A 26,140-nucleotide genomic window follows, 5' to 3' on the forward strand; every position below is an offset into this window, starting at 1 on the left:
CCGGATGCGCGAAGCTTACCAGGCCTACAAATCACATCCAACCCGTAGGCCGGATAAGCGCAGCGCATCCGGCTTATTTTTCGAGTGCTGCGCTCAACACGCTATGCAGCAACACGTTCGCCCCTTTCTCTGACCACTCGGGCAGGATCTTTTCCGCTTCGTTGTGGCTGATGCCTTTTTCGCAGGGAATAAAGATCATGCTCGCCGGGGCGATTTTGCTGATATAGCAGGTGTCGTGCCCGGCACCGGAAACCATCGGTTTTGCCGAATAGCCGAGGGCTTCGACCGCTTTTTCACTGCGCGCCAGACAGGCTTCATCGAACGCGATCGGCGCGTAGTCGAAGATCCGCTCAACATTTGCCGTGACTCCTCGCGTCGCCAGCCCTTCAGCGGCTTCACGCAGCGCCACTTCCATTGCTTCCAGCACCTCGCTTTGCGGATGACGAAACTCCACGCTGCACACCACGCGTGAGGGCACGACGTTGCGCGAGTTCGGCGTGACCTGCGCCATGCCGATGGTCGCGCGACCGTCCGGTTTGTGCTGATAGCCGATCTCTTCCACCATCAGCGCCAGCTCGGCGAAGGCAGTTAACGCGTCGCGGCGGCTGTGCATCGGCGTGGTGCCTGCGTGGGCGGCAAAGCCGTCCAGCGTCAGGGTAAACCAGCGCTGGCCCATCGCGGCGCGCACCAAACCGATATCAATCGCTTCGTCTTCCAGAATCGGTCCTTGCTCAATGTGCAGTTCGTAGCAGGCGTGAACCGGAAACGCGCGGGCAGGCTGGGTACCGCGATAACCGATCGCATCCAACGCTTCGCCGACGGTCACACCCGCGTTATCCGCGCGGGCGAGGGCGTATTCCTCGCTAAACTGCCCGGACCAGACGCCGGAGGCAAGCATCGCCGGGGCGAAGCGGGCGCCTTCTTCGTTGGTCCAGTTTACCAGCACGATGTCGCGCTCAGTTTCCACCTGGTGGTCGTTCAGGGTGCGCAGCACTTCCAGCCCGGCCAGCACGCCGTAGATCCCGTCGTAATTGCCGCCCAGCGGCTGGGAATCCATATGCGAGCCGGTCATCACCGGCGGCAGGTCGCGGTTTTTTCCGGCGCGGCGAATAAACATATTGCCCATGCTGTCGACGTCACAGGCAAATCCCGCCTCCAGCGCCCAGTCGCGCAGCAGATTGCGCGCGATGCGGTCTTCTTCGCTCAGGGCCAGACGCGTCACGCCGCCCGCGGGCGTGCCGCCGATTTGCGCCATCATCGCAAGCGTGGACCACAGACGCGGCGCATCGATGCGGATCATGCTTTGTCCTTTTTGGTCTGATAGCGGAAATCACAGCATTTTCCGCCCTGCATAATGGTGGTGGTGCGCGTCAGTTCCACGTCCGGCGCGTAGCCGACGATGAATTTCTCATCGCGGGCGCAGGAGAGCAGGTGGCCGATCTCGCCGAGCCCCATCTCGTGATACATCTCGGCGTAGCGGCAGCGCGTCACGTTGTAGTTGTACTGCTGGTCGTCGGCGTCGATCACTTTCACGTCCAGCGCGTTGTCTTTTTCCCAGAGATATTGCAGGGCGATAAAGCTTTTCACGTCCGCGCCGTTCGGCTCCTGGCGGGCAAAATGCGCCCCGGCGTCAATTGCAGCCTGTTCAATGGCTTCGCCAATCACCGCCTGGGCGCGGGTTTTCCCTATCTCGCGCACCAGGATCTCGTAAATGGGTTTAATAATTTCTGCTTCTATTTTGCGGCGGGCGAGAATGCCCAGCTCATTGTTATCGCTCATCACATTGCCTCACTGCGTTACTTCGTTTTTGCGCCGCCCAGAACGGTTTGCGGCTGCCATTTCCCGTCGACCACTTTGTAAACGGTAAAGGACGGGGATTTCAGGTTGCCCTGATCGTCGAAAGCGATCTGGCCGGTGACGCCGGAATAGCTGATGGCGCGCAGGGCGGGCAGGTACTCAGACGGATCGACGGAGTCGGCTTTTTCCATTGCCGCCACCAGCACGCGGGTGGCGTCATAGGCGAACGGGGCGTGCAGTTCGATATGGGTGTGGTAGCGGGACTGATAAGCCTGCTCGAAGGCTTTGCCGCCCGGCATCTGGTCGACCGGCAGTCCTGGCTCCAGCGCCACTACGCCTTCGCCTTCTTTTTGTGCCAGCTGCAGGAAGGTCTGGCTAACGAAGCCGCCCGCGCCCATCAGCGTGGCGTTCATATTCAGCTGCTTGATGCGACGCGCCAGCGGAGCAGCCTGGCTATCCACGCCGCCGAAGAACACCAGATCGGCGTTTTTGCTGCGAATGGCGGTTAACACGGCGCTAAAATCGACGGTTTTGTCGTCAACGTACTGACGGTCAACAATCTTCACGCCCTGAGCTTCCAGCGATTTGATGAATTCATCTGCCAGGCCCTGGCCGAAGGCGGTGCGGTCGTCGATCACCGCGATGCGTTTGGCTTTCAGGGTTTTCACCGCATATTCGCCCGCGAACTGGCCGCCGTCATCGTCGTGGCCCATTACGCGAAAACTGGTGTCAAAGCCCTGTTTGGTATAGGCGTGACCGGTGGCGACTGGCGCGACCTGGGCGATCCCGGCGTCATGATAGACACGCGCCGCCGGAATGCTGGTCCCGGTATTCCAGTGGCCGACCACGCCTGCCACGCCGCTGTCGACCAGACGCTGCGCGACGGCCACGGCGGTGCGCGGGTCAGACTGGTCATCTTCGGACTGCAGTTTGAAGGTCACCGCTTTGCCGCCGATGGTCGGGTGCTGTTTGTTGATGTCATCGATCGCCAGCTGTGCGCCGTTCTCCAGATCTTTCCCGATACGCGCGGAAGGGCCGGTGAGCGGGCCTGCCAGGCCGATGATGACGGTTTCGCTCTGGGCCGCCCATGAGGCGGAGGAGGCAAAACCACTGAGCAAAAGCGCGGCGCTGAGCGCACTGATTTTTAAGGTTTTCATTATAATTTCCCTGGTGTTGGTTGGTGTGTTAAACGGGCATTTCGCCCAAATAAATCTGTGCAATCTGGTCGTCATCGAGCAGCGCTTTGGATTCGCCGTGATGCACGATGCTGCCGCTGTCCATCACCCAGGCCTGGTCCGTCACTTCCAGCGCCAGCCGGGCGTTTTGTTCAATTAGCAGCAGGGCCACGCCGCGTTCGCGCAGCCCTTTGATAACCTGAAAAATGTTCTCGACCATTTTCGGTGCCAGACCCATCGACGGCTCATCGAGGATCAACAGGCGCGGGCGGCTGAGCAGGGCGCGGTTCAGCGCCAGCAGCTGCTGTTCACCGCCGGAAAGCAGCCCGGCGAGCTGATGCTGACGTTCGCCGAGGCGAGGGAAACGGTCGAAAATCTCGTCCATTTCTCTTTTTACTGTGACAGTGTCACGGCGCAGCCAGGCACCCATTTGTAAATTCTCCAGCACCGTCATGCGGGCGAAGATGCCGCGACCTTCCGGGACCATCACCAGCCCGTCGCGCAGCAAGGCTTCGGCTTTGCGTTTACGCACCGGCTGGCCGTTAAACAGAATGTTGCCGCCGAAGTTTTCCAACCCGGTGATAGCGCGCACGGTTGAGCTTTTGCCCGCGCCGTTAGCACCGATCAGCGTTGCCTGTTCGCCTTCCTGCAGGGTGAACGATACGCCGCGCACCGCCTGAATCCCGCCGTAATGCACGTCCAGGCGTTCGACTTTGAGTAATTCAGACATGGGCGTTGCCTCCAAGCCAGGCGGCGATCACCGCCGGGTCACGTCGTACCGTGTCGGGCGTGCCGACGGCCAGGGTTTTGCCGTAATCCAGCACCGTGAGGCGATCGCAGATCCCCATCACCAGCTTGACGTCGTGCTCTATCATCAACAGGGTTTTGCCGTCGTCACGAATACGGGTGAGCAGTTCGCCGAGAGCGTTTTTCTCAGCGGCGTTCATGCCCGCAGCCGGTTCGTCGAGCGCCAGCAGCAGCGGGTCGGTCGCCAGCGCGCGGGCGATCTCCAGTCGACGCTGATGGCCGTATGCCAGGTCACAGGCGCGATAGTGGGCGAATCGGGCGATCCCGGTATACTCCAGCCAGTGCCAGGCCAGCTCGCGGGTTTGCGCCTCTTCAGCGCGAGCGCGTTGATGGCGCGTTAGTGCCGCCCAGAGCCCGTTGCGGGTGCGCACATGGCGACCGACCATCACGTTCTCCAGCACCGACATTTCGTTAAACAGGCGCACGTTCTGAAAAGTGCGTGCGATACCGGCGGCGGTGACTTTGTCGATCTGCTTCGGGAAATAGGGTTTATCGGCAATCGAAAACTCGCCGCTGTCCGCCGGATAGAGGCCGGTGATCAGGTTGAAACAGGTGGTTTTGCCTGCGCCGTTGGGGCCGATCAGGCCGTAGATTTCGCCCTTGTTGATCGAGAGAGAAACATCGTCGACGGCGGTCAGACCACCAAAGCGTTTAGACATATTGCGCACGGTTAACAGGCTCATGCCTTGACCTCCTTGTGACGGACCGGCCAGATCCCGGACGGACGCAGGAGCATCACCAGCACCAGCGCCAGGCCGTAGAACAGCTGGCGCAGAATTTCCGGGTCGATCAGCACGGTGCCAAACAGCGCCTGCTGAACGGGGGCCGCCTGGCTGCGCAGGATTTCCGGCAGGGCGGTCAGGAGCACCGCGCCGAGGATCACGCCAGGGATATGGCCCATCCCGCCGAGTACCACCATCGCCAGCACGGCAATGGACTCTTGCAGGGTGAAGGATTCTGGCGACACGAAGCCCTGGAAAGCACCGAACAACGCACCTGCGACGCCGCCAAAGGAGGCGCCCATCGCAAAGGCCAGCAGCTTGTAGTTGCGCACGTTGATGCCCATCGCGCGGGCCACGTCCTCATCTTCACGAATCGCGTGCCACGCCCGGCCAATGCGCGAGTGTTGCAGGCGCAGGCAGACAAAAATAATCAGCACAATCACCAGCATCAGCAGGTAGTACCACAGCCACAGAGCCGGGACTTTCATGCCAAACCAGTGATAGACGCCGCTAAATTTCAGGCCAAACAGATTGAGGGTATCGACGCCGGTAATGCCTTTCGCGCCGTTGGTGATGTTCACCGGGCGGTCGAGATTGCGCATCAGAATGCGGATGATCTCCCCGAAGCCGAGGGTGACAATCGCCAGATAGTCGCCGCGCAGTTTTAGCGTCGGCGCGCCGAGGATAATGCCGCACACCGCCGCGACCAGCGCCGCCAGCGGGATGATCAGCAGGTATGAAGTGTGCAGCCCGTCCGGGAACCAGACGCTGAGGATCGGGAAGACCTCCAGCAGATGCGGGGAGGCCAGCAGTGCCGCCAGATAGGCCCCAACCGCGTAAAAGGCGATAAAGCCCATATCCAGCAGGCCGGTGTAGCCGACGACAATGTTCAGCCCGAGCGCCAGCATGATGTACAGCAGCGCAAAGTCGATCACGCGCACCCAGTAGTTGCCGCCGATCTGGCTAGCGAATATCGGCGCAACCAGCAGGGCGATGACGAACAGCGTCATGCCGGACCAGAAGCGGCGCGAAGAGGCAGGAGCCTGGAGTGATGTGGTTGTCATAATTTTCCCTACGCCCTGTGCGCCACGCGTTCGCCCAGCAGACCTGCCGGACGGAATACCAGTACCAGAATCAGCACAATGAAGGCGAAGACGTCCTGATAGTTACTCCCGAACACGCCATTTGTCAGTTCACCCAGATAGCCTGCGCCCAGCGCTTCGATGATCCCGAGTAAAATCCCGCCGATCATCGCGCCGCGAATATTGCCGATTCCGCCCAGCACGGCGGCAGTGAAGGCTTTGATGCCGGGCAGAAAGCCTATCGAGAAACTGGCGTTGCCGTAGTTGCTGGCCATCATTACGCCTGCGAGGGCGGCGAAGATGCCGCCGATGGCGAAGGTGAGCGTGATAATGGCGTTGGGGTTGACGCCCATCAGCGTGGCGACGCGCGGGTTTTCCGCCACCGCGCGCATCCCGCGCCCAAGACGGGTGTATTCCACGAGCAGCCACAGGCCGATCATCACGATCAGTGCCAGTGACACAGTGACGATGCCTGTGACCGTCACAATGGCCGGAGGATGGTCAACGCTGCCCGAGGTGACGGCAATGGCGTCCATCGGCAGGATCTGCGGGAACATCAGCGGGTTGCGCGTCCAGATAATCATCGCCACGGTTTGCAGCAAGACGGAGACGCCAATCCCGGAGATCAGCGGCGCCAGACGCGGGGCGTTGCGCAGGCGGCGGTAGGCGAAGCGCTCCACCGCCATCGCCAGCAGGGCGCAGACGGCCATGGCAATGACCAGCGCAAAGCCGAGCTGCAACAGCTGCGGCATATGTGGGAACGTGCTGTTCAGCGCGTTCAGGGCCGACAGCGTGGTGAGCGCGCCGACCATCAAAATGTCGCCATGGGCGAAGTTAATAATGCGCAAAATGCCATACACCATCGTATAGCCCAGCGCGATCAGCGCGTAGATGCTGCCCAGCATCACGCCATTGATCAGTTGTTGTATCAGTGTATCCAATGTGTTTACCCGACAGATTGCTCTTTCAGCGGGTAACATCCGACAATTGAATTAAATTGTAAAATACGCATATATTATTTCTTATGATATTTCGAGATTGATTTATCACAATGATTTTAAAGAGAATAGTTAATCGTCACCTGGGCGAAAAGAGACCAATAAAATCAACATATGAATAAAACAGAACAATCACTCCTGCTGCCTGCGTATGCCGAAAGCCGTCTTGCAAACGATCCGCCCCTGCGGGCCGTACGCGCTTTCGAGGCGATCGCCCGGCTGGGGAGCGTCACCCTGGCGGCGCAGGAGCTGGCGATATCGCCCTCTGCCGTGAGTCATCAGCTGAAGGTGCTGGAAGGGTATCTGCAAATGCCGCTCACGGAGCGTCAGGGGCGCAGGCTGATCCTGAGCCAGCAGGGGCGCGACTATTACCGCTCGATCCGCGCGGCGTTTAACGTCCTGCGCCAGGCGACGGAGCACCTGGTGGAGCAGGCCCAGACGCGTCAGGTGACCATCAGCCTGATCCCGCTGTTTGGCATGGGCTGGTTTATTCCGCGTCTGCCCGCCTTTATGCGCGCCAACCCGCAGACGGAAATTAACGTTGTGTATGCCAACCATCGCAACTATCTCAGCGACGCCTCGGATATGTCGATTCGCTTTGGTAACGGCCAGTGGGCGGGGTATCAGAGCGAAAAACTGATTTCCGGGCAGATGGTGCCGGTGTGCAGCCGGGCGTTTTTGCGCATTCACGGGCATATCGATACCCCGGAACAGCTGCTGCAAATGCCGCTTCTGCACGATGAAGAGCGCAGTACCTGGCAACAGTGGTTTATCCAGCAGGGCGTGAAACGGACAGCGCGCAAGAGTGGTCCGCTGTTTGAGGATGGATTACTAACTCTGGCGGGCGTTCAGGCGGGGCTCGGCTGTGCGCTGATGCGCGAGCCGCTGATCGCACCCTATCTGGAGAGCGGCGAGCTGGTGAAAATCTTTGACGCCCCCATCGATGACGGGCGCGATTATTATCTGTGCGTCCGTCAGGATTCGGACATGACCGAGGATGGCAAACTACTGCAAGCCTGGCTCCGGCGTGCGGCGGGCAGCGCTACGGTGTAAACGAGCAGTGCTTATCCAGGGCTTCGATTTCGGTGCCGCTGAATCGTGCGTACTGGCCGGTGAGTCGCCAGAAGGCCGGTTGCGTTTCCGTATAGATTTCGGCGGCCAGCACCAGGCGACGACGATCGTCTTCGTTCAGCTCGAGCAGCGTCCAGGGGACAAAATAGCGCCCGGTGGGGGTGAGTTCAAACCACAGCGGACAGCCGCAGCCGGGGCAGAACCAGCGTTCACCGCGCGCAGATGAAGAGAAGTGCGATGGGGCAATCGAACCGCTTTCGACAATGGGTTCGCCCTGGGTTTCCAGATACATGGCAATACCGCCCGACCACTTCTGACAGTTGGTGCAGTGGCAGGCATAGACATCGAGCGCTTCGATGTTGACGCTAAAATGGCTCATCCCGCACAAGCAGCGTCCCGTATAGAGATGCATGGCGTACTCCTTTATCACGCCTGATGACTGCGATAAAAAAAGCCAGCCGCAAGGGCTGGCTTTTTTAACAGACGAATTCTTAGAACTGGTAAGTCAGACCCAGTGCAACGATGTTGTCGGTGCTTACACCAGCAGCTTTGGTGAAGGCATTGTCATCAACCAGGTTGATTTTGTAGTCAACGTAGGTGGACATGTTTTTGTTGAAGTAGTAAACGGTACCCACTTCAATGTATTTCACCAGATCCTGGTCACCGTAAGAACCGATGTCCTTACCTTTGGACTGCAGGTATGCCAGGGAAGGACGCAGACCGAAGTCGAACTGGTACTGGGCAACCGCTTCGAAGTTCTGAGTTTTGTTCGCAATGTAACCGTCACCGAAGTTGGTCATGTTGCGGGTTTCAGAGTAGGTGGTTGCCAGGTAGATGTTGTTCGCATCATATTTCAGGCCAGCAGCCCAAACTTCTGCGTTTTCGCCGCCTGCGTTCAGGTTGCTTGCAGCGCGAACCTGGTTGTCAGTACGGTCAGATTTCGCATAGGTAGCACCCACGCCGAAACCGTCCATTTCATAGGTAGAAGACAGACCCCAGCCATCGCCGTTTGCGGTGGTGATGTCACGGTCGTCGTTTTTACCCTGGTACTGTGCAGCGAAGTTCAGGCCGTCAACCAGACCGAAGAAATCGCTGTTACGGTAGGTTGCAACACCGGTAGTACGGCCAGTCATGAAGCCGTCAGTCTGAGTCCAGGTGTCTCCGCCGTATTCTGGCAGAACGTCGGTCCATGCGCCGATGTCGTAAGCCACGCCGTAGTTACGACCGTAGTCGAAAGAACCAAATTCGTTGAATTTCAGGCCAGCAAACGCCAGACGGGTTTTGTTGCCTTTATCGCCGTTGGATTCGTCGTTGTTGCCTTTGAACTCATATTCCCACTGGCCGTAACCGGACAGCTGGTCGTTGATCTGAGTTTCACCTTTGAAGCCCAGACGCACGTAAGTTTTGTCGCCGTCGTTGCTGGTGTCGTCAGAGAAATAGTGCAGACCTGTTACTTTACCGTACAGATCCAGCTTGTTACCGTCTTTGTTAAAGACTTCAGCCGCGTTTACCGCGCCTGCAGCCAACATTGTAGTCACTGCCACTGCAACTAATTTAAGTTTCATTTTAATAATCCTTATAATTTTCTTTGGCTATCTGCCTTTGCCATTAATAAACAATTTCTAAACGAGGTCGTTCGTCAATGGCATGCTATTTTTAAGAATGTTGTAGCCTCATTTCAATAATAAGTTTCAAAACATTGCTGATAATTTCAATTAGTGTGACGTGGGTCCGATAAAACGGCCAATATTACGCGGAATTGATTAATTATTATTCTGATATTGAGTATTTTCTTAGAAAAATAATATGGTATCGCATAGTTTTAGTGGGGTTTTATTTATCAGGGGGATTATCAATCATTGCGGATGTATGGCGGTTTAAAAATAAGCTGCGCGAACGGTAAATCAGTGGGTTACGTAGTTAGCGTTGATATAACAGACAGCTAATGGTGAAATATTCAGTCATAAACTATTGCGGCGTAGGTTATATCTACGGGGATTATTAGAGGCTAACTAATCCCGCTGCGTTGTCAATTTGTGTCAATATAAATGTAAAAGGAAGTTTCAGGGCGGAGAGATATAAACAGAATTTAAATGTAAACACTATGTTAATTATAAATAACCGGAGGCGGGATCACATTTTATTTGGGTGAGGAATACAGCAGGGGGAAAATCCCCCTGAAAACGGTTATTTTCGCGTCGCATACCAACACAGCAACGAGCCCGCACACACCATCAGCGCCCCTTGCCAGAAGGTGAAGGACAGCGGGGCGTTGAGCAGCACGGCGGCCAGCGCAGCGGAGAGGACCGGTGTGAAATAAGAGACGGTGGCAAGCACTGACACATTCCCGTGCAGAATACCAATATTCCACGATGCGTAACCGAATCCGAGCGCAATCCCGCACATCAGCAGTTTAATCACCACCGGTACGCTAAATACCATTTCCGGCTGATCGCTAAACAGATATTTCATCCACAGCGCCAGCGCGGTGAGTAAAACGAACAGCGTGATACCGTTCTGACCTTTGGCATATTTACTGGTCACCGTGCAGTACGCCGCCCAGATAAATGCACCGGCAAATGCCAGTCCGTAGCTCAGGGGATTGGAGATCACATTGGCGGTAATTTCATCGATATGCAGACCATTCTCACCGCCTAATACCCAGCAAACGCCGAGCAGCGCGAGCAATAATCCAGGGATAATCCACAGGTTCGATTTTTGACCGTTAAACAAAATAGCGAACACAATCGTCAGGCTCGGCCAGAGATAATTCACCATTCCGACTTCAATCGCCTGATGGCGGGTATTGGCGTAACCCAGCGAGAGGGCGAGACATATTTCGTAGCTGACGAATAAGACGCTGCCCGCAATAAGATAGCGGGGTGAGAAGCGTCTGATATCCGGAAATCCCACGGTGACTAAACAGAGTAACCCGCTGAGGGTGTAAATCATTGCCGCACCACCGACGGGCCCCAGTCCTTCGCTCACGCCGCGAATGAGCCCGACCATCGTGCTCCACAGCACAATGGCGGCGAGTCCCGTCAGTGTTGCTCTTTTCCTGTCCATTATTTCCCCAAAGACCTGTTCATCCAGGGGCAATTTTATAGCACTGTTTCAGGCGCTTGCGCGAATGAATCTAGCGGATCCGTTTGCCGGACGCATCAACGACTTTCTCACCGTCCTCTTTGGTGAACGCCCCTTGCTGAGTTTGCGGCAGAATATCCAGCACCACTTCCGAAGGGCGGCACAGACGAGTGCCAAGCGGCGTCACCACAATCGGGCGGTTGATCAGAACAGGGTGCTGGAGCATAAACCCGATCAGCTGTTCATCCGTAAAACGCGCATCGGCAAGATTCAGCTGTTCATAAGGCTCAACGTTTTTGCGCAGCAGAGCGCGCACAGGAATACCCATGTCGGCGATCAGTTTCACCAGCTCATCGTGCGACGGCGGGGTGTCGAGATAGTAAATGATGTTCGGTTCAGTGCCGCTGTTGCGGATCATCTCCAGGGTGTTGCGCGACGTGCCGCAGGCCGGGTTGTGATAGATAGTAATGTTGCTCATAGGATATCTCATTACGCAGTGACAGAGAGCCGCAACGCCAGCGCGGCCAGAGTGACGAACAGGACCGGCAGGGTCATGACAATGCCGGTACGGAAATAATAGCCCCAGGTGATGGTCATATTTTTCTGGGAAAGCACGTGCAGCCACAGGAGTGTCGCCAGACTACCAATCGGGGTGATTTTCGGACCTAAATCGCAGCCGATGACGTTGGCATAGATCATCGCCTCTTTAATGACGCCCGAGGCGCTGCTGGCGTCTATCGACAAGGCGCCAATCAGGACGGTCGGCATATTGTTCATGATGGACGACAAAAAAGCGGTCAGGAAACCGGTGCCGAACGTCGCTGCCCATAAACCTTTATCGGCGAGGAGATTCAGCAATCCGGAGAGGTATTCCGTCAGGCCAGCATTGCGCAGGCCATAAACCACCAGATACATCCCCAGCGAGAAAATGACGATCTGCCACGGCGCGCCGCGCAGGACCTTTCCGGTGTTAATCCCGTGACCTTTTTTGGCGACAGCGAACAGCACCGCCGCGCCGGTGGCGGCAATCGCGCTGACGGGGATTCCCAGCGGCTCCAGCACGAAGAAGCCAACCAGCAGAGCCACCAGCACAACCCAGCCCGTTTTGAAGGTGGCCAGGTCTTTAATCGCGCTGGCTGGCGTTTTCAGCAGCGCCACGTCATAGGTCGCCGGAATGTCCTTGCGGAAAAAGAGATGCAGCATTGCGAGCGTGGCGGCGATCGCGGCGAGATCAACGGGGATCATGATGGACGCATAGTCGGTAAACCCGAGCTGGAAGAAATCCGCCGAAACGATATTCACCAGGTTGGAGACGATAAGCGGCAGGCTGGCGGTGTCGGCGATAAACCCAGCGGCCATCACGAAGGCCAGCGTCGTACCTCGGCTGAAGCCGAGGGCGTGCAGCATGGCAATCACGATCGGGGTCAGGATCAGCGCGGCACCGTCGTTAGCAAAGAGTGCCGCGACAGCGGCACCGAGCAGCACAATCCAGGTGAAGAGCAGGCGTCCGTGTCCGTTTCCCCTGCGGGATACATGCAGCGCCGCCCATTCGAAAAAGCCGGACTCATCGAGCAGCAAACTGATAATAATCACCGCAATAAAGGTTGCCGTCGCATTCCAGACGATATTCCAGACCACCGGAATATCAGCGACGTGAATGACGCCGAACATCAGCGCCAGCGCCGCGCCAACACTCGCGCTCCAGCCAATACTCAGTCCTCTGGGCTGCCAGATGACCAGGATCAGCGTCAGGACAAAAATACTCCCTGCCAGTAACATGTGTGACTCCAACAGATATGTTTTAAAGAATGTGTTTATTTCAGTTAGCAAGACGATGACGAAGATTTTGCCAGCCAGGCGCGGACATCATCCCGCAGACATAGCCAGCTCGACGTAATGGTTTCCGCCGCCCAGGCAGGCATGTGCGGGGATAAGCGGTAGTGGATCCATTTCCCTGCGCGGCGGTCAATCACCAGCCCTGACTCGCGTAAAATCGCCATGTGGCGCGAGATTTTTGGCTGCGACTGCCCGGTGGCCCCGCAGAGATCGCAGACGCACAGCTCTGCGGATTCCCGCAGAAGCATGACGATCGCCAGACGGGTTTCATCCGACAGAATTTTGAACAGCTGAACGGGATGTTGCATGTGTTTGCCCAGATGAGTTTGAGTACACATATGGTAAATCATATGTGTAACGTTGAAAACCCACTTTCATCAAAGAACATATAAGAAGCTAACCCTAAAGGATTACGCGAAGCCGCCAGGGCGGACTATTAAGGGGGCGAAGATCGTGGAGATTGATTTGACGCAAAAAAATCAGGGGCTTTGCTGATAGTTTGCGGCGCGAAGTCTCCTGAAAATAACGAGGACAACGATGGACGTCAGCCGCAGAAAGTTTTTTAAAATCTGCGCGGGCGGTATGGCCGGAACCACAGCTGCGGCGTTGGGCTTTATGCCTAAAATCGCGCTGGCTCAGTCGCGCAACTACAAATTACTGCGCGCCAAAGAGATCCGTAACACCTGCACATACTGCTCCGTGGGATGTGGGCTATTGATGTATAGCCTGGGCGATGGCGCGAAAAACGCCAAAGAAGCGATTTACCATATTGAAGGGGACCCGGATCATCCGGTGAGCCGCGGGGCTCTGTGCCCGAAAGGCGCAGGCCTGCTGGACTATGTCCACAGCGACAACCGCCTGCGTTACCCGGAATATCGCGCGCCTGGCTCCGACAAATGGCAGCGTATCTCCTGGGATGATGCCTTTAACCGCATCGCCAAATTAATGAAAGCCGACCGCGACGCCAACTTCGTCGAGAAGAACGCGCAGGGCGTGACCGTGAACCGCTGGCTTTCCACCGGGATGCTCTGCGCATCTGCGGCAAGTAATGAAACCGGCATGCTGACGCAAAAATTTGTGCGCTCACTCGGCATGCTGGCGGTAGACAACCAGGCGCGCGTCTGACACGGACCAACGGTAGCAAGTCTTGCTCCAACATTTGGTCGCGGTGCGATGACCAACCACTGGGTTGATATCAAAAACGCTAACGTCGTGGTGGTGATGGGCGGTAACGCCGCTGAAGCCCATCCGGTGGGATTCCGCTGGGCGATGGAAGCGAAAAACAACAATGATGCGACGCTGATCGTCGTCGATCCGCGCTTTACGCGTACGGCATCGGTGGCGGATATCTATGCGCCGATTCGTTCCGGTACGGACATTACGTTCCTGTCTGGCGTGCTGCTGTATCTGATCGAAAACAACAAAATCAACGCCGAATACGTCAAACACTACACCAACGCGAATCTGCTGGTGCGGGAAGACTTTGCCTTTGATGACGGGCTGTTCAGCGGCTATGACGCAGAAAAACGTCAGTACGACAAATCCTCCTGGAACTATCAGTTCGACGAAAACGGCTTTGCGAAACGCGATGAAACCCTGACCGATCCGCGCTGCGTGTGGAACTTGCTGAAACAGCACGTTTCTCGCTATACGCCGGAGGTGGTGGAAAACATCTGTGGCACCCCAAAAGCTGACTTCCTGAAAGTGTGTGAAGTGCTGGCCTCCACCAGCGCGGCGGATCGTACCACCACCTTCCTGTACGCCCTGGGCTGGACGCAGCACACCGTCGGTGCGCAAAACATCCGTACCATGGCGATGATTCAGCTGTTGCTCGGCAATATGGGCATGGCGGGCGGCGGCGTGAACGCCCTGCGCGGACACTCCAATATTCAGGGCTTAACGGATCTGGGGCTGCTCTCCACCAGCCTGACCGGCTATCTGACGCTGCCATCGGAAAAACAGACGGATCTCCAGACCTATCTCACCGCTAGTACGCCAAAAGCGACGCTGCCGGACCAGGTGAACTACTGGAGCAACTATCCGAAGTTCTTCGTCAGCCTGATGAAATCTTTCTACGGCGATGCGGCGCAGAAAGAGAACGACTGGGGCTTTGAGTGGTTGCCGAAATGGGACCAGGCCTACGACGTCATAAAGTATTTCAACATGATGGACAAGGGGAACGTCACGGGCTACATCTGCCAGGGCTTCAACCCGGTGGCTTCCTTCCCGGACAAAAACAAAGTCGTGCGCAGTTTGAGCAAGCTGAAGTACATGGTGGTGATCGATCCGCTGGTGACTGAAACCTCCAACTTCTGGCAGAACCACGGCGAGATGAACGATGTCGATCCGGCGTCGATTCAGACCGAAGTGTTCCGCCTGCCGTCGACCTGTTTCGCGGAAGAAGATGGTTCGATTGCCAACTCGGGCCGCTGGCTGCAGTGGCACTGGAAAGGTCAGGATGCACCGGGCGAAGCGCGCAACGACGGCGAAATTCTGGCCGGGATTTACCACCGTCTGCGCGATATGTATCGCACCCTGGGCGGTAAAGGCGTAGAGCCGCTGCTGAAAATGAGCTGGAACTACAAGCAGCCAGATCATCCGGAATCGGAAGAGATTGCCAAAGAGAACAACGGCGTAGCGCTGGCGGATCTCTATGATCCGAACGGCAATCTGCTGGCGAAAAAAGGTCAGCTGCTGAACAGCTTTGCGCTGCTGCGCGACGACGGTACTACCGCGTCCTCCTGCTGGATTTACGCCGGGAGCTGGACCGAGCAGGGCAACCAGATGGCCAACCGCGATAACGCCGATCCGTCAGGATTAGGCAATACGCTAGGCTGGGCATGGGCATGGCCGCTCAACCGTCGCGTGCTGTACAACCGTGCCTCTGCGGACATCAACGGCAAGCCGTGGGATCCGAAACGCAGCCTGATCGAATGGAACGGCACGAAGTGGGCGGGGAACGATATCCCGGACTTCAACACCGCGCCGCCGGGCAGCAAAACCGGGCCGTTTATCATGCAGCCGGAAGGTCTGGGGCGTCTGTTTGCCCTCGACAAACTGGCGGAAGGGCCGTTCCCGGAACACTACGAGCCGATGGAAACGCCGCTCGGCACCAACCCGCTGCACCCGAACGTGGTGTCGAGTCCGGTGGTTCGCCTGTACGAAGACGACGCGCTGCGCTTAGGTAAGAAAGATAAGTTCCCGTACGTCGGGACCACCTATCGTCTGACCGAGCATTTCCACACCTGGACTAAGCACGCGCGGCTCAACGCCATCGCTCAGCCGGAACAGTTTGTCGAAATTAGCGAAACCCTCGCGAAGTCGAAAGGCATCAGCAACGGCGATCGCGTGAAGGTGAGCAGCAAACGCGGCTTTATTCGCGCGGTGGCGGTGGTGACGCGTCGTCTGCAGACGCTCAACGTCAACGGCCAGCAGGTCGAGACCGTTGGGATCCCGCTGCACTGGGGCTTTGAAGGGGTGGCGCAAAAAGGCTATCTCGCCAACACCCTGACGCCAAACGTCGGCGATTCCAACTCGCAAACGCCGGAATATAAAGCGTTTCTGGTCAACATCGAGAAAGCGTAAGGAGCGATCGAATGGCAATGGAAACACAAGACATTATCAAACGCTCCGCCACCAACGCCATGACGCCCGCGCCTCGTGCGCGGGATTACAAAGCGGAAGTGGCCAAGCTGATTGATGTCTCCTCCTGCGTGGGCTGCAAAGCCTGCCAGGTGGCCTGTTCGGAGTGGAACGATATCCGCGACGAAGTGGGGCACTGCGTGGGGGTTTACGATAACCCGGCCGATCTGAGCGCCAAATCCTGGACGGTGATGCGCTTTAGCGAAACCGAGCAGAACGGCAAGCTGGAGTGGCTGATCCGCAAAGACGGCTGCATGCACTGCGAAGATCCGGGCTGTCTGAAAGCGTGCCCGTCCGCGGGTGCGATTATTCAGTACGCCAACGGTATCGTCGATTTTCAGCAGGATAATTGTATCGGCTGCGGGTACTGCATCGCCGGGTGTCCGTTCAACGTGCCGCGTCTGAACAAAGATGATAACCGGGTATACAAATGCACCCTGTGCGTGGACCGCGTCAGCATCGGGCAGGAGCCTGCCTGCGTGAAGACCTGTCCGACCGGCGCGATTCATTTCGGTACCAAGAAAGAGATGCTCGACGTGGCGCAAGAGCGCGTCGATAAGCTCAAAGCGCGCGGGTACGACAACGCGGGGATCTATAATCCGCAGGGCGTCGGCGGTACGCATGTGATGTACGTTCTGCATCACAACGACCAGCCGGAGCTGTATCACAATCTGCCGAAAGAGCCGGCGATCGACACCTCAATCAACCTGTGGAAAGGGGCGCTGAAACCGCTCGCGGCAGCCGGTTTTATCGCCACCTTCGCCGGGTTGATTTATCACTACATCGGTATCGGGCCGAACAAAGAGGTGGATGACGACGAGGAGGAGCATCATGAGTAAGTCGAAGATGATTGTGCGCACGAAGTTTGTCGACCGCGCCTGTCACTGGACGGTGGTCATCTGCTTCTTCCTGGTGGCGGTGTCCGGGATTTCGTTCTTCTTCCCGACGCTGCAGTGGCTGACCGAAACCTTCGGCACACCGCAGATGGGGCGTATTCTGCATCCGTTCTTCGGCGTGCTGATCTTCGTGGTGCTGATGTTCATGTTCGTGCGCTTCGTGCATCACAACATCCCGGATAAGCAGGACATTCCGTGGCTGAAGGGGATTGTCGAAGTGCTCAAGGGCAATGAGCACAAAGTCGCGAAAGTCGGTAAGTACAATGCCGGACAGAAGATGATGTTCTGGACCATCATGAGCATGATTTTTGTGCTGCTGGTGACCGGGGTGATTATCTGGCGTCCGTACTTTGCGCATTACTTCCCGATTCAGGTGATTCGCTACAGTCTGCTGATCCATGCGACCGTCGCCATCATTCTGATCCACGCCATCCTGATCCATATGTATATGGCGTTCTGGGTGAAAGGGTCGATTAAAGGAATGATCGAAGGGAAGGTGAGCCGCCGCTGGGCGCAAAAACACCACCCGCGCTGGTATCGTGAGGTCGAAAGACTGGAAGCGAAAAAAGAGAGTTCGGAAGGGATGAAGTAAGTTTTATCCCCGCACGGGAGATGACCACCGTGCGGGGATAAGAGATACAGAGAATAGGCTTTAAAAATAATGAATTAAAACCGGTATTCTCGATAAAAACATTTCATGCTTTGGTTGTATTGAAAAAATAATCTAATAAGATTTAACTTAAATCCACGTAATAAACAGTCATTTATCTTTGTTTTAATACTTCGCGGGCAGGGATGTCATGCCTTTTAAAATCCCATTCTCTAATACGATATATCCTCCAGCCTTCAGCTGAGCGAGGATACGCATAATGCCGCTGCGTGAAAGCTGCGTTTTACTGCGAATATATTTTTCTGCCGTAATGTTTTCTCGGATACTTTCAGGCGAGTCCATCAACTCAAGTAATTGAAAACGAATGGCTTCATAGGCATTTGTCGGCGTGACGTGAGTCATATGCACGAACAACGAACTCACCATAATCTGCATATGTTTGGCGAAGAGATCCCACAGATTATGCTTCTCCACGATCTTCATCAGCTCGTCATACTCCAGAACTGCAATTTCAGAGACAGCGGCCACCCGGAAAGAGAGCTCCATATTCCCGGTTTCCGGGACAATCCCGCGGATGCAAGGGGCTTCAAAAGCGCCTAACAATACGTCCTCTGGCTGACGATAAAGATGAATAATTCCCGTGCGCACGAGATAGCAATATCGTTTTTCCTGCGCATTAAACCTAAACCACGTACCGACAGGCTGGGTTTTATACTTTACATAGGGCTCAAGTGCGTTAAGAAACGTGCTGACATAGGGAGAGCGTATAAGGTTAAGCGAGGGCGGTGGGACGGTTTTTTTTGTCATGATTGCAAATTTGATTAAAATATTATTTAAAGACTATAGCATAGTCTCCAGACAGCAACAATTAGCACCCTTACGCGTTCGAAGCTGGGTATCTTTTAGAGCGGATAACGTGTTGAAAGGCCGGGCGTAGCAGAGGTTTTCAGGAAAATCCACCTTAAGTCGCGATAAAAATCTTGTCACTATTATATGAAAAATAAGCAGAAATTGCTTTGTGGGTGAGAGTCTACTTTTAGACTCTGGCTCCATGGCAAGATTATTTGTTTTCTATCAAAATGGCCTCCGTCGAAATGATAAAGTTTTTAGCAATTAATTTTGCTTTTCTTTTTGGCATACCGAGAGATTGTCTGCTTAATGCGCCGCATGAGTGAAATGACAGTCATCTTATTTGAAAATAAAGTTAACTGAAAATAAAAGCGTTGTCGGACATTAACGTGTGAATGTCAGCGCTCGATATTTTGGCAAATAATTCCCCAGGATTGACCTATGAAAAAGATTTTCATTGCCTCCGCTATTGCAGCGGTATCTGTATTGTCTTCCGCCGCTGCACTGGCTTCTGACGGCACCATTAATTTTACCGGTGAAGTTCTGGATTCTGCTTGTACGGTTGATATTGGTGCCAATAACACCATGGAAGTGACGCTGGGCAGCGTAGCGAAAACGGCCTTTACCGGTAAAGGTTCTACCGCGTCTTATTCCAAGTTTAATCTGAAACTGACCAAGTGCCCGGCTACTGTGACCAGCGCTTCCGTTAAGTTCGAAGGCACTAACTATGCTGGCGATGACAGCGTGCTGGCCCTGACGGAAGAAGATGGCGTGGCAACGGGTGTGGGCGTGCAGATCTCTGACGCATCAAACAAAGTAGTAGAACTGGGTACCGCCACCGCGAGCACCACGCTGGCCGCTGGCGACAACGTTCTGCCGTTCTATGCGCGTTATATCCAGCAAGCTGCTGCAGTGACTGCCGGCCCGGCAAACTCTGTTGCTCAGTTCACGCTGAACTACAACTAATAAGTTTTCTTTAAAGAAGAAAATTTGTCATACGGGCTGATATTTATTAGCCCGTTATTTTTCTTAAAGGCGAAAAAATGAAAGTATTCCATAAAACTGTACTGGCGGGCCTGTTGGCCGTTTTAGGATCGACTGCTGCGCATGCGGGTGTTGTTATTGGTGGTACTCGCGTAATTTATGACGGTAGCAAAAAGGAAGCTTCACTGAGTGTCAACAATGCCGACAACGTTCCGTATCTTATTCAGTCATGGATTGATATGCCTGATGGTGGCGCTGAGAAAGCTCCCTTTATTATTACCCCTCCACTGTATCGTCTCGATCAGGGGCAGAAGAACGTGATGCGTATTGTTCGCGCCGGGAATCTTGCCGAAGATAAAGAATCAATGTTCTGGCTGAATGTGAAATCTATTCCGTCTGCCGAGAAAAAAGAAAATACGCTCCAGGTCGCCGTGAAGACCCGAATTAAACTGATTTACCGTCCTGAATCCCTGAAAGGAACGTCGCCAGAAAAAGTGGCTGATAAATTAACCTGGCAGAAATCTGGGAATGATATTCAGGTGACCAACCCGACCAGTTATTACATGAATTTTAATGAAATTGATGTCAGCGGTAAAAAACTACCTGACGTGACTTATGTTGCTCCAGGCTCAACGGCGCGCTTCGCGCTGCCAGCGGGCGTCAGCGGCGGTCAGGTTGAGTTTAAACTGATCAGTGATTTCGGTGGCACAGGCGCAGTACACAAAGCAGCAATGTAGTATTAACCATCTGGTTAATTTTTAAATTACAAGGTAGTTCGATTAATACAGGGTTCGACCTGTATTTTAAGGGGCATTATTTTAATGAGTTCTGAATTCAAACGTGTACATTTTAGATATGCGCGTCTGGCGGTTCTGATTGCATTTTCTTTATCATCGACAATGCACGCAGGCTACGCCCGCGAATATTTTAACCCGGCGCTGCTGGAAGTTGATAACCCCACTTCAAAAGGCACCGATCTTTCTGCCTTTGAAGCGGGTTCCCAGGCACCAGGTAAATATCGTGTCGACGTTATTATCAATGACCAGATGGTTGATACACGGGAAATTGAATTCAAATCTGTTCCCTCGGCAAATGGCGATGAAATACTGCAGCCCTGCATCTCCATTGGCTTATTACAAAGCTACGGCGTGAAAACCGATCTGTTCCCGGAACTAGGTAAAGAGGGCGAGTGCGCAAATCTGGCCGCGATCCCGAAAGCCAAAGCCGAATTCATGTTTGGCTCGCAGAAGCTGGTGCTGAGCATTCCTCAGGCGGCGCTTTCTCCGCAGGCTCGTGGCTACGTTGCGCCGGACATGTGGGATGAAGGGATCCCCGCGCTGCTGCTGAACTACAGTGTCAGCGGGGATAATACTTCGTCACGTCATGGTGAGGGGCAGAACAGTAACAGCCAGTACGCGAACCTGCGCCCTGGTCTGAACCTGGGGCCGTGGCGTTTACGTAACTACACCACCTGGAACCGTGATACGAGCGGGCAGGATAAGTGGGACACGGTGTATACCTATGTCCAGCGCAACATTATTGCCCTGAAAAGCCAACTGACGATGGGCGACAGCTCATCGCCGTCCGACGTGTTTGACAGCATTCCATTCCGCGGTGCGCAGCTGGCCTCCGACGATGACATGCTGCCGGACAGCCTGAAAGGCTACGCGCCAGTGGTTCGCGGCATCGCGCGGACCAATGCGCAGGTGGTTATCCGCCAGAACGGCTATGTGATTTATCAGAGCTACGTGGCGCCAGGTGCATTCGAAATTACCGATATGTATCCGACCGGTGGCTCCGGCGATCTGAATGTGACGGTGAAAGAAGCGGACGGCAGCGAGCAGAACTTTGTCGTGCCATTTGCTTCTGTTCCGGTATTGCAGCGTGAAGGTCATCTGAAATATAGCCTGACGGCCGGTCAGTACCGTTCCTACAACAGTGAAGTTGATAAAACGCCGATGGGCCAGGCGACCGCAATCTACGGCTTGCCGCACGGCTTCACGTTGTACGGTGGTTTCCAGGAATCCAGCCCGTATCAGTCTATTGCGGTGGGTGTGGGTAAAAACATGGGTGATATCGGCGCAATTTCTACCGATGTGACGCAGGCGTGGTCTACGCCGAAGGATCAGGCGAAAGAGAGCGGTCAGTCATGGCGAATTCGTTACGCCAAAGATTTCGCAGATACGGGCACCAACTTCTCGATTGCCGGTTATCGCTATTCCACTGCGGGCTATTACGACATGCAGGAAGTGCTGGATTCCTACGGTGACAGCAGCGCGCTGCAGGATCGTCGTCGTAACCGTGCCGAAATGACCGTAAGCCAGACGCTAGGTAAGGGCATGGGCGCCCTGACAATCAGCGGCGTGAAAGAAGATTACTGGAACAGCGGTAAGTCTATGGAATCTCTGGGCCTGGGGTATAACAACTCCTGGAACGGAATCTCTTACGGCCTGAACTACACCTACAACAAAAATGGCTACGGTACGGGCGATAACAGCGATACGCAGTATGACAAAGACCAGATCTTTGCCTTTAACATCAGCATTCCACTGGATCGCTTCCTGAGTAATACCTATGCCAGCTACAGCCTGAACACCAGTAAAGAGGGCAATACCACCCATACCGTTGGCATGAACGGTTCGGCGATGGAAGGTAACGCCCTGAGCTGGAACGTGCAGCAAGGCTACGGTACTGACGGGGTAGGCAATAGCGGTAACGTGAACGCGGATTATCGCGGTACCTATGGTGAGATGAACGGCGGCTACAGCTATGATAACAACTCAGAGCGCATGAACTACGGCATTTCCGGCGGGATTCTGGCTCATGAAAATGGCGTGACCTTCGCCCAGCCGTTTGGTGAAACCATCGCCCTGGTGAAAGCGCCGGGTGCGAAAGGGGTAGAAGTCTCCAATCAGACCGGTGTCAGCACTGACTTCCGCGGTTATACCGTCGTCAGCAATATTTCGCCGTATCGCAAGAACGATATTGCGCTGGATACGGAAAGTATGCCGGATGATGTGGAACTGGAGTTAACCACCAAAACGGTGATTCCAACTCGCGGAGCGGTAGTGCGTGCGGAATATAAAGCGAATGTGGGTATGCGCATATTGATGACCTTAATTCGTGCGAACGGTCAGCCGGTTCCATTTGGCGCCACGGTAACTGTAGATGGTGATAACACTGCTCAAGGATTTATCGTTGGGGATGCTGGTCAGGTTTATTTAAGTGGTCTCAATGAGCAAGGAAATTTACACGTTCTTTGGGGTAAAGGAAGTAATGAGCAATGTCATGTGGCTTTCAATAACTCGAAAGTAAAAGATCAGAATTCCGTAGCGACTGTCACTGAATCATGTAACTAGTCCTGTAACAGAATCCCCTTGATATAGGGGGATTCATATGAGTTGGATGCATCGTCATATTTAATATGGCTATGATCCAGGAGAAAAATGTGAGTCTCATTAAATCGAAATTAATCATTTTTGCAGCATGTATTATCATGTCATCTTCCGTATTTGCTCAATCCTGTAAAGTGGCGACGCTCAGGACGTCCAAGGCGGCGTCTGGAAGTGTTGTGGTTCAAAGAGATGCGCCTGTCGGTACAATTATTTTTGAAGGCGCTACGCAACCCGTAAGCGATTATGCTGATGGATGTGATACCAATGTAACACTGAAATTCTCGATGACCTATATGTCGGCAACAAAAAGTGCTTATGGCGAACATGTTTATGATACAAACGTGCCTGGCGTTGGAATAATATTTGCTACATCAGGGCAAGCCCAAACATATTTTGATAATCCTGCCAATATACTCAATTTCAATGTTGGAACAGGGGGGGTCATGAACTGGGATGGTGGTAATATAAAATATATTAAAACAGGCCCCATCGGATCAGGAACGCTGGCAGCAGGTACTTTAGGTGAATTAGCTTTACTTGGGTTTGATGGCGCTTATCATACCGCTATTGATTTTAATATGGATGCGGCAGTAATCACTTCACTTGCCTGTTCAATCACCACCCCAAAACTAACATTTCCGCTGGGTACAGTACCGGTATCTGAGTTTGGAGAAACCATAGGTTTTACGCCAGTTGAAACCAATTCGCAGAACCTGGGATTAGATTGCGATGCTGACGCTAATATTAACGTTCAATTAAGTGGTACACAAAATCCTGATGTTTCCGACGCTAGTGTTCTGGCGTTGAATGGGCAAGGTACAGATGGTGTGGCATCGGGGCTCGGCGTGCAATTACTTTATAACGATGCGCCTCTAAAAATTAATGAAAGTATTGTGATGAAAAAATCCGCTGGTGGGCAAGAGATGTTGCCAATTGTCGCACGTTATTATCAGACTAAATCGACGGTGATGCCCGGTGACGCCAGCACATCCGCAACGCTCACATTAACGTATCAATAATATCAGTAGCGGCTATTAACTGCGTTATTACATAATCTATTTCAAAGGTATTACTATGAAATCTACCCATTTATTCTCGACCCTTGCGATTACCCTTTGCGCGACATTATTGACCGCGAATGTTTTTGCCGCCAACAGTGTCAGCATTGACATCAAAGGCAAAGTCATCGCCTCACCCTGTACCACCGTAAACGGTGGTGAAGCCACCAAAGCCGTTGCTTTGGGCGACACCATCGGCGCAGATACCTTAGCCACCGCGGGATCCGGTACTCCTCTGGTGAAATTCGAACTTCCTCTGACGGGCTGCCCGGCTGGCACCACGAATATCAAAGCCACCTTCAGTGGCACGGCGGACGGCACCACCACTACGATGTGGAAAAACACCGCGGCGACACCGGCGCCTAACACTGCCATCGAACTGTCAAACCAGACGGGCAGCGCACTGATCAGCAACGGATCCTCCATTACTGAGGCTGTCACCTCCGGTACCGCCACATTCAAACTCCAGGCTCGCGCATATTCTGCAGCGGGCTCGGCTACCCCGGGTGATATTGAATCGGTGATTGTTGCCACCTTCGAATATCAGTAATACCAGGCTCTGTATTGTCATAAAAATATTCAGGAGAGATTCATGAAGGGATATCTGGCAGCAGTGGTTTTGCCATTAATACTTGCAGGCGGAGCGGCACACGCAGCGGGAACCAGTATCGATGTCAAAGGACGCGTTGTTGCCAATCCTTGCACGGTGGATACCGATTCAGTGAAGAAAAATATTACGGTGCCCTCTACTCAGGCGCATGCCCTGATTGACCCCGCCAGCGGCGGGGACTGGGTTAATTTTTCTCTCGACGTGAATAAATGCCCGGTCTATCTAAAAACCGTGACGGTGACCTTTACCGGCCCGGCTGATAAAGATGACGCCACAACCTATCAGAATACAGGTGACGCAAAGAATGTATCCTTGCAGTTGGCTGCCAGTGACATCAATTACGGCAACGGCAGCACTCTGCAGGTCAACGTGGATCAATCTGCGCACAGCGCGACATTCCCGCTCGCTGCCAGAATGTACTCCGCCAAAGGTGGGGCTACCCAGGGCTCTTTTGGCGCAGTCGTCAATTTCGATTTTACCTATCAGTAATCGCTCCGCACCTGGAATGTGCTCCAGGTGCGGCACATTTAAAACCGTTCCGTAATATATCTGAACGGATAATCCGTCGGTTTCACCTTACCCACCTTCCGCTTCGGCAGTTTCACCGGCTCGACGGGCAGCGTCTTGTAAGGGATCTGCGACAGCAGATGAGAGATGACATTCAGCCGCACCCGTTTTTTGTCCTCGGATCGCGCAACAAACCACGGCGCCCAGGCGGTATCGGTGGCGGCAAACATCGCGTCGCGCGCTTCGGTGTATTTATCCCACAGCTTGAAGGATTTGATGTCCATCGGCGACAGCTTCCAGGTTTTGCGCCCGTCATCAATGCGATCGCGCAGGCGGCGCTCCTGCTCTTTGGGCGTCACCTCCAGCCAGTATTTGATCAGGATAATGCCCGCATCCACCATCGCATGCTCCATGGTCGGCGTGCCATCGAGAAACTTTTGCACCTGTTCCGGCGTGCAGAATCCCATCACGCGCTCCACGCCCGCGCGGTTGTACCAGCTGCGGTCGAAAATCACGATTTCACCCGCCGAGGGCAGATGCGACACGTAGCGCTGGAAATAGAGCTGGCTTTTCTCTTTCTCGGTAGGCGCGGGCAGGGCAACGACGCGGAACACGCGCGGGCTGACGCGCTCGGTGATGGCCTTAATGGTGCCGCCTTTGCCTGCGCCGTCGCGGCCTTCAAACACCACGCAGACTTTCAGACCTTTGCTGACCACCCACTGCTGGAGCTTGACCAGCTCTACGTGAAGACGCCGCAGCTCCTTTTCATACGCCTTGTCCTTCAGCGGCTGGGGCGTGCTTTTTTCTGCCGGGCTTTTCGCTTTCTTGATATTTGCCATAACGATCCTCTGCAGCTGGAGGGAGGGGTAACTCTTTGAAGTGTAATCGTGCCAGCCGACTCTCGCGGGAAATATTAGTGATACTGTATATTTATACAGCCATCGGTGAAATCCTCATTTTTCCCGCAGTGGAATATTCACAACCCTACCCGAATTGATGGATTAACGTGCCAGAGCG

Annotated in this window: 25 protein-coding genes; 10 read left to right on the plus strand and 15 right to left on the minus strand. The window is 54.4% G+C overall.

Annotated elements, in window-relative coordinates:
* Positions 1 to 73: 73 nt before the first annotated feature.
* From QQF33_RS00970 to QQF33_RS01000, 7 genes are read right to left on the minus strand one after another with little or no spacing between them, the layout of a single operon-like run.
* A complete protein-coding gene (locus QQF33_RS00970) occupies positions 74 to 1,300 on the minus strand; it encodes a Zn-dependent hydrolase (protein ID WP_285148849.1) in 1,227 nt (408 codons plus the stop codon).
* Positions 1,297 to 1,779 carry an L-2-amino-thiazoline-4-carboxylic acid hydrolase gene (locus QQF33_RS00975; protein ID WP_282495173.1) on the minus strand — a complete coding sequence of 161 codons (483 nt, stop codon included), beginning with the start codon at positions 1,777 to 1,779 and terminating at the stop codon, positions 1,297 to 1,299. The genes QQF33_RS00970 and QQF33_RS00975 overlap by 4 nt, the downstream gene beginning before the upstream one ends.
* A gap of 17 nt (positions 1,780 to 1,796) precedes the next feature.
* Positions 1,797 to 2,954 (minus strand): branched-chain amino acid ABC transporter substrate-binding protein, encoded by a 1,158-nt coding sequence (locus tag QQF33_RS00980; RefSeq protein ID WP_285148848.1) that lies wholly within the window; start codon positions 2,952 to 2,954, stop codon positions 1,797 to 1,799.
* Positions 2,955 to 2,982: 28 nt separating this feature from the next.
* Positions 2,983 to 3,702, minus strand: coding sequence for an ABC transporter ATP-binding protein (locus tag QQF33_RS00985; RefSeq protein ID WP_285157221.1), 720 nt, complete (start codon positions 3,700 to 3,702; stop codon positions 2,983 to 2,985).
* On the minus strand, positions 3,695 to 4,462 hold the full coding sequence (locus QQF33_RS00990; protein ID WP_285157222.1) for an ABC transporter ATP-binding protein: 768 nt from the start codon (positions 4,460 to 4,462) through the stop codon (positions 3,695 to 3,697). The genes QQF33_RS00985 and QQF33_RS00990 overlap by 8 nt, the downstream gene beginning before the upstream one ends.
* Positions 4,459 to 5,565, minus strand: coding sequence for a branched-chain amino acid ABC transporter permease (locus tag QQF33_RS00995; RefSeq protein ID WP_285157223.1), 1,107 nt, complete (start codon positions 5,563 to 5,565; stop codon positions 4,459 to 4,461). The genes QQF33_RS00990 and QQF33_RS00995 overlap by 4 nt, the downstream gene beginning before the upstream one ends.
* A gap of 8 nt (positions 5,566 to 5,573) precedes the next feature.
* Entirely contained in the window at positions 5,574 to 6,524 is a 951-nt protein-coding gene (locus tag QQF33_RS01000; protein WP_285157224.1) for a branched-chain amino acid ABC transporter permease, read from the minus strand.
* A 171-nt stretch (positions 6,525 to 6,695) separates the two neighbouring features.
* Here QQF33_RS01000 and QQF33_RS01005 point away from each other — a divergent pair, with 171 nt between their 5' ends.
* A complete protein-coding gene (locus tag QQF33_RS01005) occupies positions 6,696 to 7,634 on the plus strand; it encodes a LysR substrate-binding domain-containing protein (RefSeq protein WP_285157225.1) in 939 nt (312 codons plus the stop codon).
* Here QQF33_RS01005 and QQF33_RS01010 read toward each other — a convergent pair.
* The 6 genes from QQF33_RS01010 to QQF33_RS01035 form a co-directional block, all read right to left on the minus strand.
* Positions 7,624 to 8,064 carry a GFA family protein gene (locus tag QQF33_RS01010; protein ID WP_282495180.1) on the minus strand — a complete coding sequence of 147 codons (441 nt, stop codon included), beginning with the start codon at positions 8,062 to 8,064 and terminating at the stop codon, positions 7,624 to 7,626. The genes QQF33_RS01005 and QQF33_RS01010 overlap by 11 nt on opposite strands.
* 79 nt (positions 8,065 to 8,143) lie before the next feature.
* Positions 8,144 to 9,217, minus strand: coding sequence for a porin OmpC (gene ompC, locus QQF33_RS01015; protein ID WP_282495181.1), 1,074 nt, complete (start codon positions 9,215 to 9,217; stop codon positions 8,144 to 8,146).
* 622 nt (positions 9,218 to 9,839) lie between these two features.
* Positions 9,840 to 10,718 (minus strand): aromatic amino acid DMT transporter YddG, encoded by an 879-nt coding sequence (yddG, locus tag QQF33_RS01020; RefSeq protein WP_285144418.1) that lies wholly within the window; start codon positions 10,716 to 10,718, stop codon positions 9,840 to 9,842.
* A gap of 70 nt (positions 10,719 to 10,788) precedes the next feature.
* On the minus strand, positions 10,789 to 11,214 hold the full coding sequence (gene arsC, locus QQF33_RS01025; RefSeq protein ID WP_285148838.1) for a glutaredoxin-dependent arsenate reductase: 426 nt from the start codon (positions 11,212 to 11,214) through the stop codon (positions 10,789 to 10,791).
* An 11-nt stretch (positions 11,215 to 11,225) separates the two neighbouring features.
* Positions 11,226 to 12,515: an arsenic transporter gene (locus QQF33_RS01030; protein ID WP_285148837.1), complete on the minus strand. Its 1,290-nt coding sequence runs from the start codon at positions 12,513 to 12,515 to the stop codon at positions 11,226 to 11,228.
* Positions 12,516 to 12,559: 44 nt separating this feature from the next.
* A complete protein-coding gene (locus QQF33_RS01035; protein WP_282495185.1) occupies positions 12,560 to 12,880 on the minus strand; it encodes a metalloregulator ArsR/SmtB family transcription factor in 321 nt (106 codons plus the stop codon).
* Positions 12,881 to 13,109: 229 nt separating this feature from the next.
* Here QQF33_RS01035 and fdnG point away from each other — a divergent pair, with 229 nt between their 5' ends.
* The 3 genes from fdnG to fdnI are packed head-to-tail and all read left to right on the plus strand — an operon-like array spanning position 13,110 to position 17,702.
* Positions 13,110 to 16,157, plus strand: a complete 3,048-nt coding sequence (gene fdnG / locus QQF33_RS01040; RefSeq protein WP_285148836.1) for a formate dehydrogenase-N subunit alpha — start codon at positions 13,110 to 13,112, stop codon at positions 16,155 to 16,157.
* An 11-nt stretch (positions 16,158 to 16,168) separates the two neighbouring features.
* The gene (gene fdxH, locus QQF33_RS01045) at positions 16,169 to 17,053 is read left to right on the plus strand and encodes a formate dehydrogenase subunit beta (RefSeq protein ID WP_282495187.1); all 885 of its coding nucleotides are present in this window, start codon (positions 16,169 to 16,171) and stop codon (positions 17,051 to 17,053) included.
* Positions 17,046 to 17,702, plus strand: coding sequence for a formate dehydrogenase-N subunit gamma (gene fdnI / locus QQF33_RS01050; RefSeq protein WP_285144423.1), 657 nt, complete (start codon positions 17,046 to 17,048; stop codon positions 17,700 to 17,702). Before fdxH ends, fdnI begins: the two co-directional genes overlap by 8 nt.
* Positions 17,703 to 17,885: 183 nt before the next feature.
* On the opposite strand, the gene QQF33_RS01055 is transcribed toward fdnI, so the two are convergent.
* Entirely contained in the window at positions 17,886 to 18,527 is a 642-nt protein-coding gene (locus QQF33_RS01055) for a winged helix-turn-helix transcriptional regulator (RefSeq protein ID WP_285144424.1), read from the minus strand.
* A 483-nt stretch (positions 18,528 to 19,010) separates the two neighbouring features.
* Between QQF33_RS01055 and QQF33_RS01060 the strand changes: the two genes are divergently transcribed.
* From QQF33_RS01060 to QQF33_RS01085, 6 genes are all read left to right on the plus strand, one after another.
* Positions 19,011 to 19,535: a fimbrial protein gene (locus tag QQF33_RS01060; RefSeq protein WP_285148835.1), complete on the plus strand. Its 525-nt coding sequence runs from the start codon at positions 19,011 to 19,013 to the stop codon at positions 19,533 to 19,535.
* 77 nt (positions 19,536 to 19,612) lie between these two features.
* On the plus strand, positions 19,613 to 20,290 hold the full coding sequence (locus QQF33_RS01065) for a fimbrial biogenesis chaperone (RefSeq protein WP_285157226.1): 678 nt from the start codon (positions 19,613 to 19,615) through the stop codon (positions 20,288 to 20,290).
* A gap of 84 nt (positions 20,291 to 20,374) precedes the next feature.
* Positions 20,375 to 22,912 (plus strand): fimbria/pilus outer membrane usher protein, encoded by a 2,538-nt coding sequence (locus QQF33_RS01070; protein WP_285148833.1) that lies wholly within the window; start codon positions 20,375 to 20,377, stop codon positions 22,910 to 22,912.
* An 89-nt stretch (positions 22,913 to 23,001) separates the two neighbouring features.
* A complete protein-coding gene (locus tag QQF33_RS01075; protein ID WP_285148831.1) occupies positions 23,002 to 23,967 on the plus strand; it encodes a fimbrial protein in 966 nt (321 codons plus the stop codon).
* Positions 23,968 to 24,022: 55 nt separating this feature from the next.
* On the plus strand, positions 24,023 to 24,556 hold the full coding sequence (locus tag QQF33_RS01080; protein ID WP_285148830.1) for a fimbrial protein: 534 nt from the start codon (positions 24,023 to 24,025) through the stop codon (positions 24,554 to 24,556).
* A 42-nt stretch (positions 24,557 to 24,598) separates the two neighbouring features.
* The gene (locus tag QQF33_RS01085) at positions 24,599 to 25,105 is read left to right on the plus strand and encodes a fimbrial protein (RefSeq protein WP_285148828.1); all 507 of its coding nucleotides are present in this window, start codon (positions 24,599 to 24,601) and stop codon (positions 25,103 to 25,105) included.
* Positions 25,106 to 25,143: 38 nt separating this feature from the next.
* Here the strand turns inward: QQF33_RS01085 and ppk2 are convergent, their stop codons facing one another.
* Positions 25,144 to 25,962 carry a polyphosphate kinase 2 gene (gene ppk2 / locus QQF33_RS01090; RefSeq protein ID WP_282495197.1) on the minus strand — a complete coding sequence of 273 codons (819 nt, stop codon included), beginning with the start codon at positions 25,960 to 25,962 and terminating at the stop codon, positions 25,144 to 25,146.
* Between the last annotated feature and the right edge of the window lie 178 nt (positions 25,963 to 26,140).

Source organism: Lelliottia wanjuensis (genome assembly GCF_030238365.1).
Classification (GTDB): Bacteria; Pseudomonadota; Gammaproteobacteria; order Enterobacterales; family Enterobacteriaceae; genus Enterobacter; species Enterobacter wanjuensis.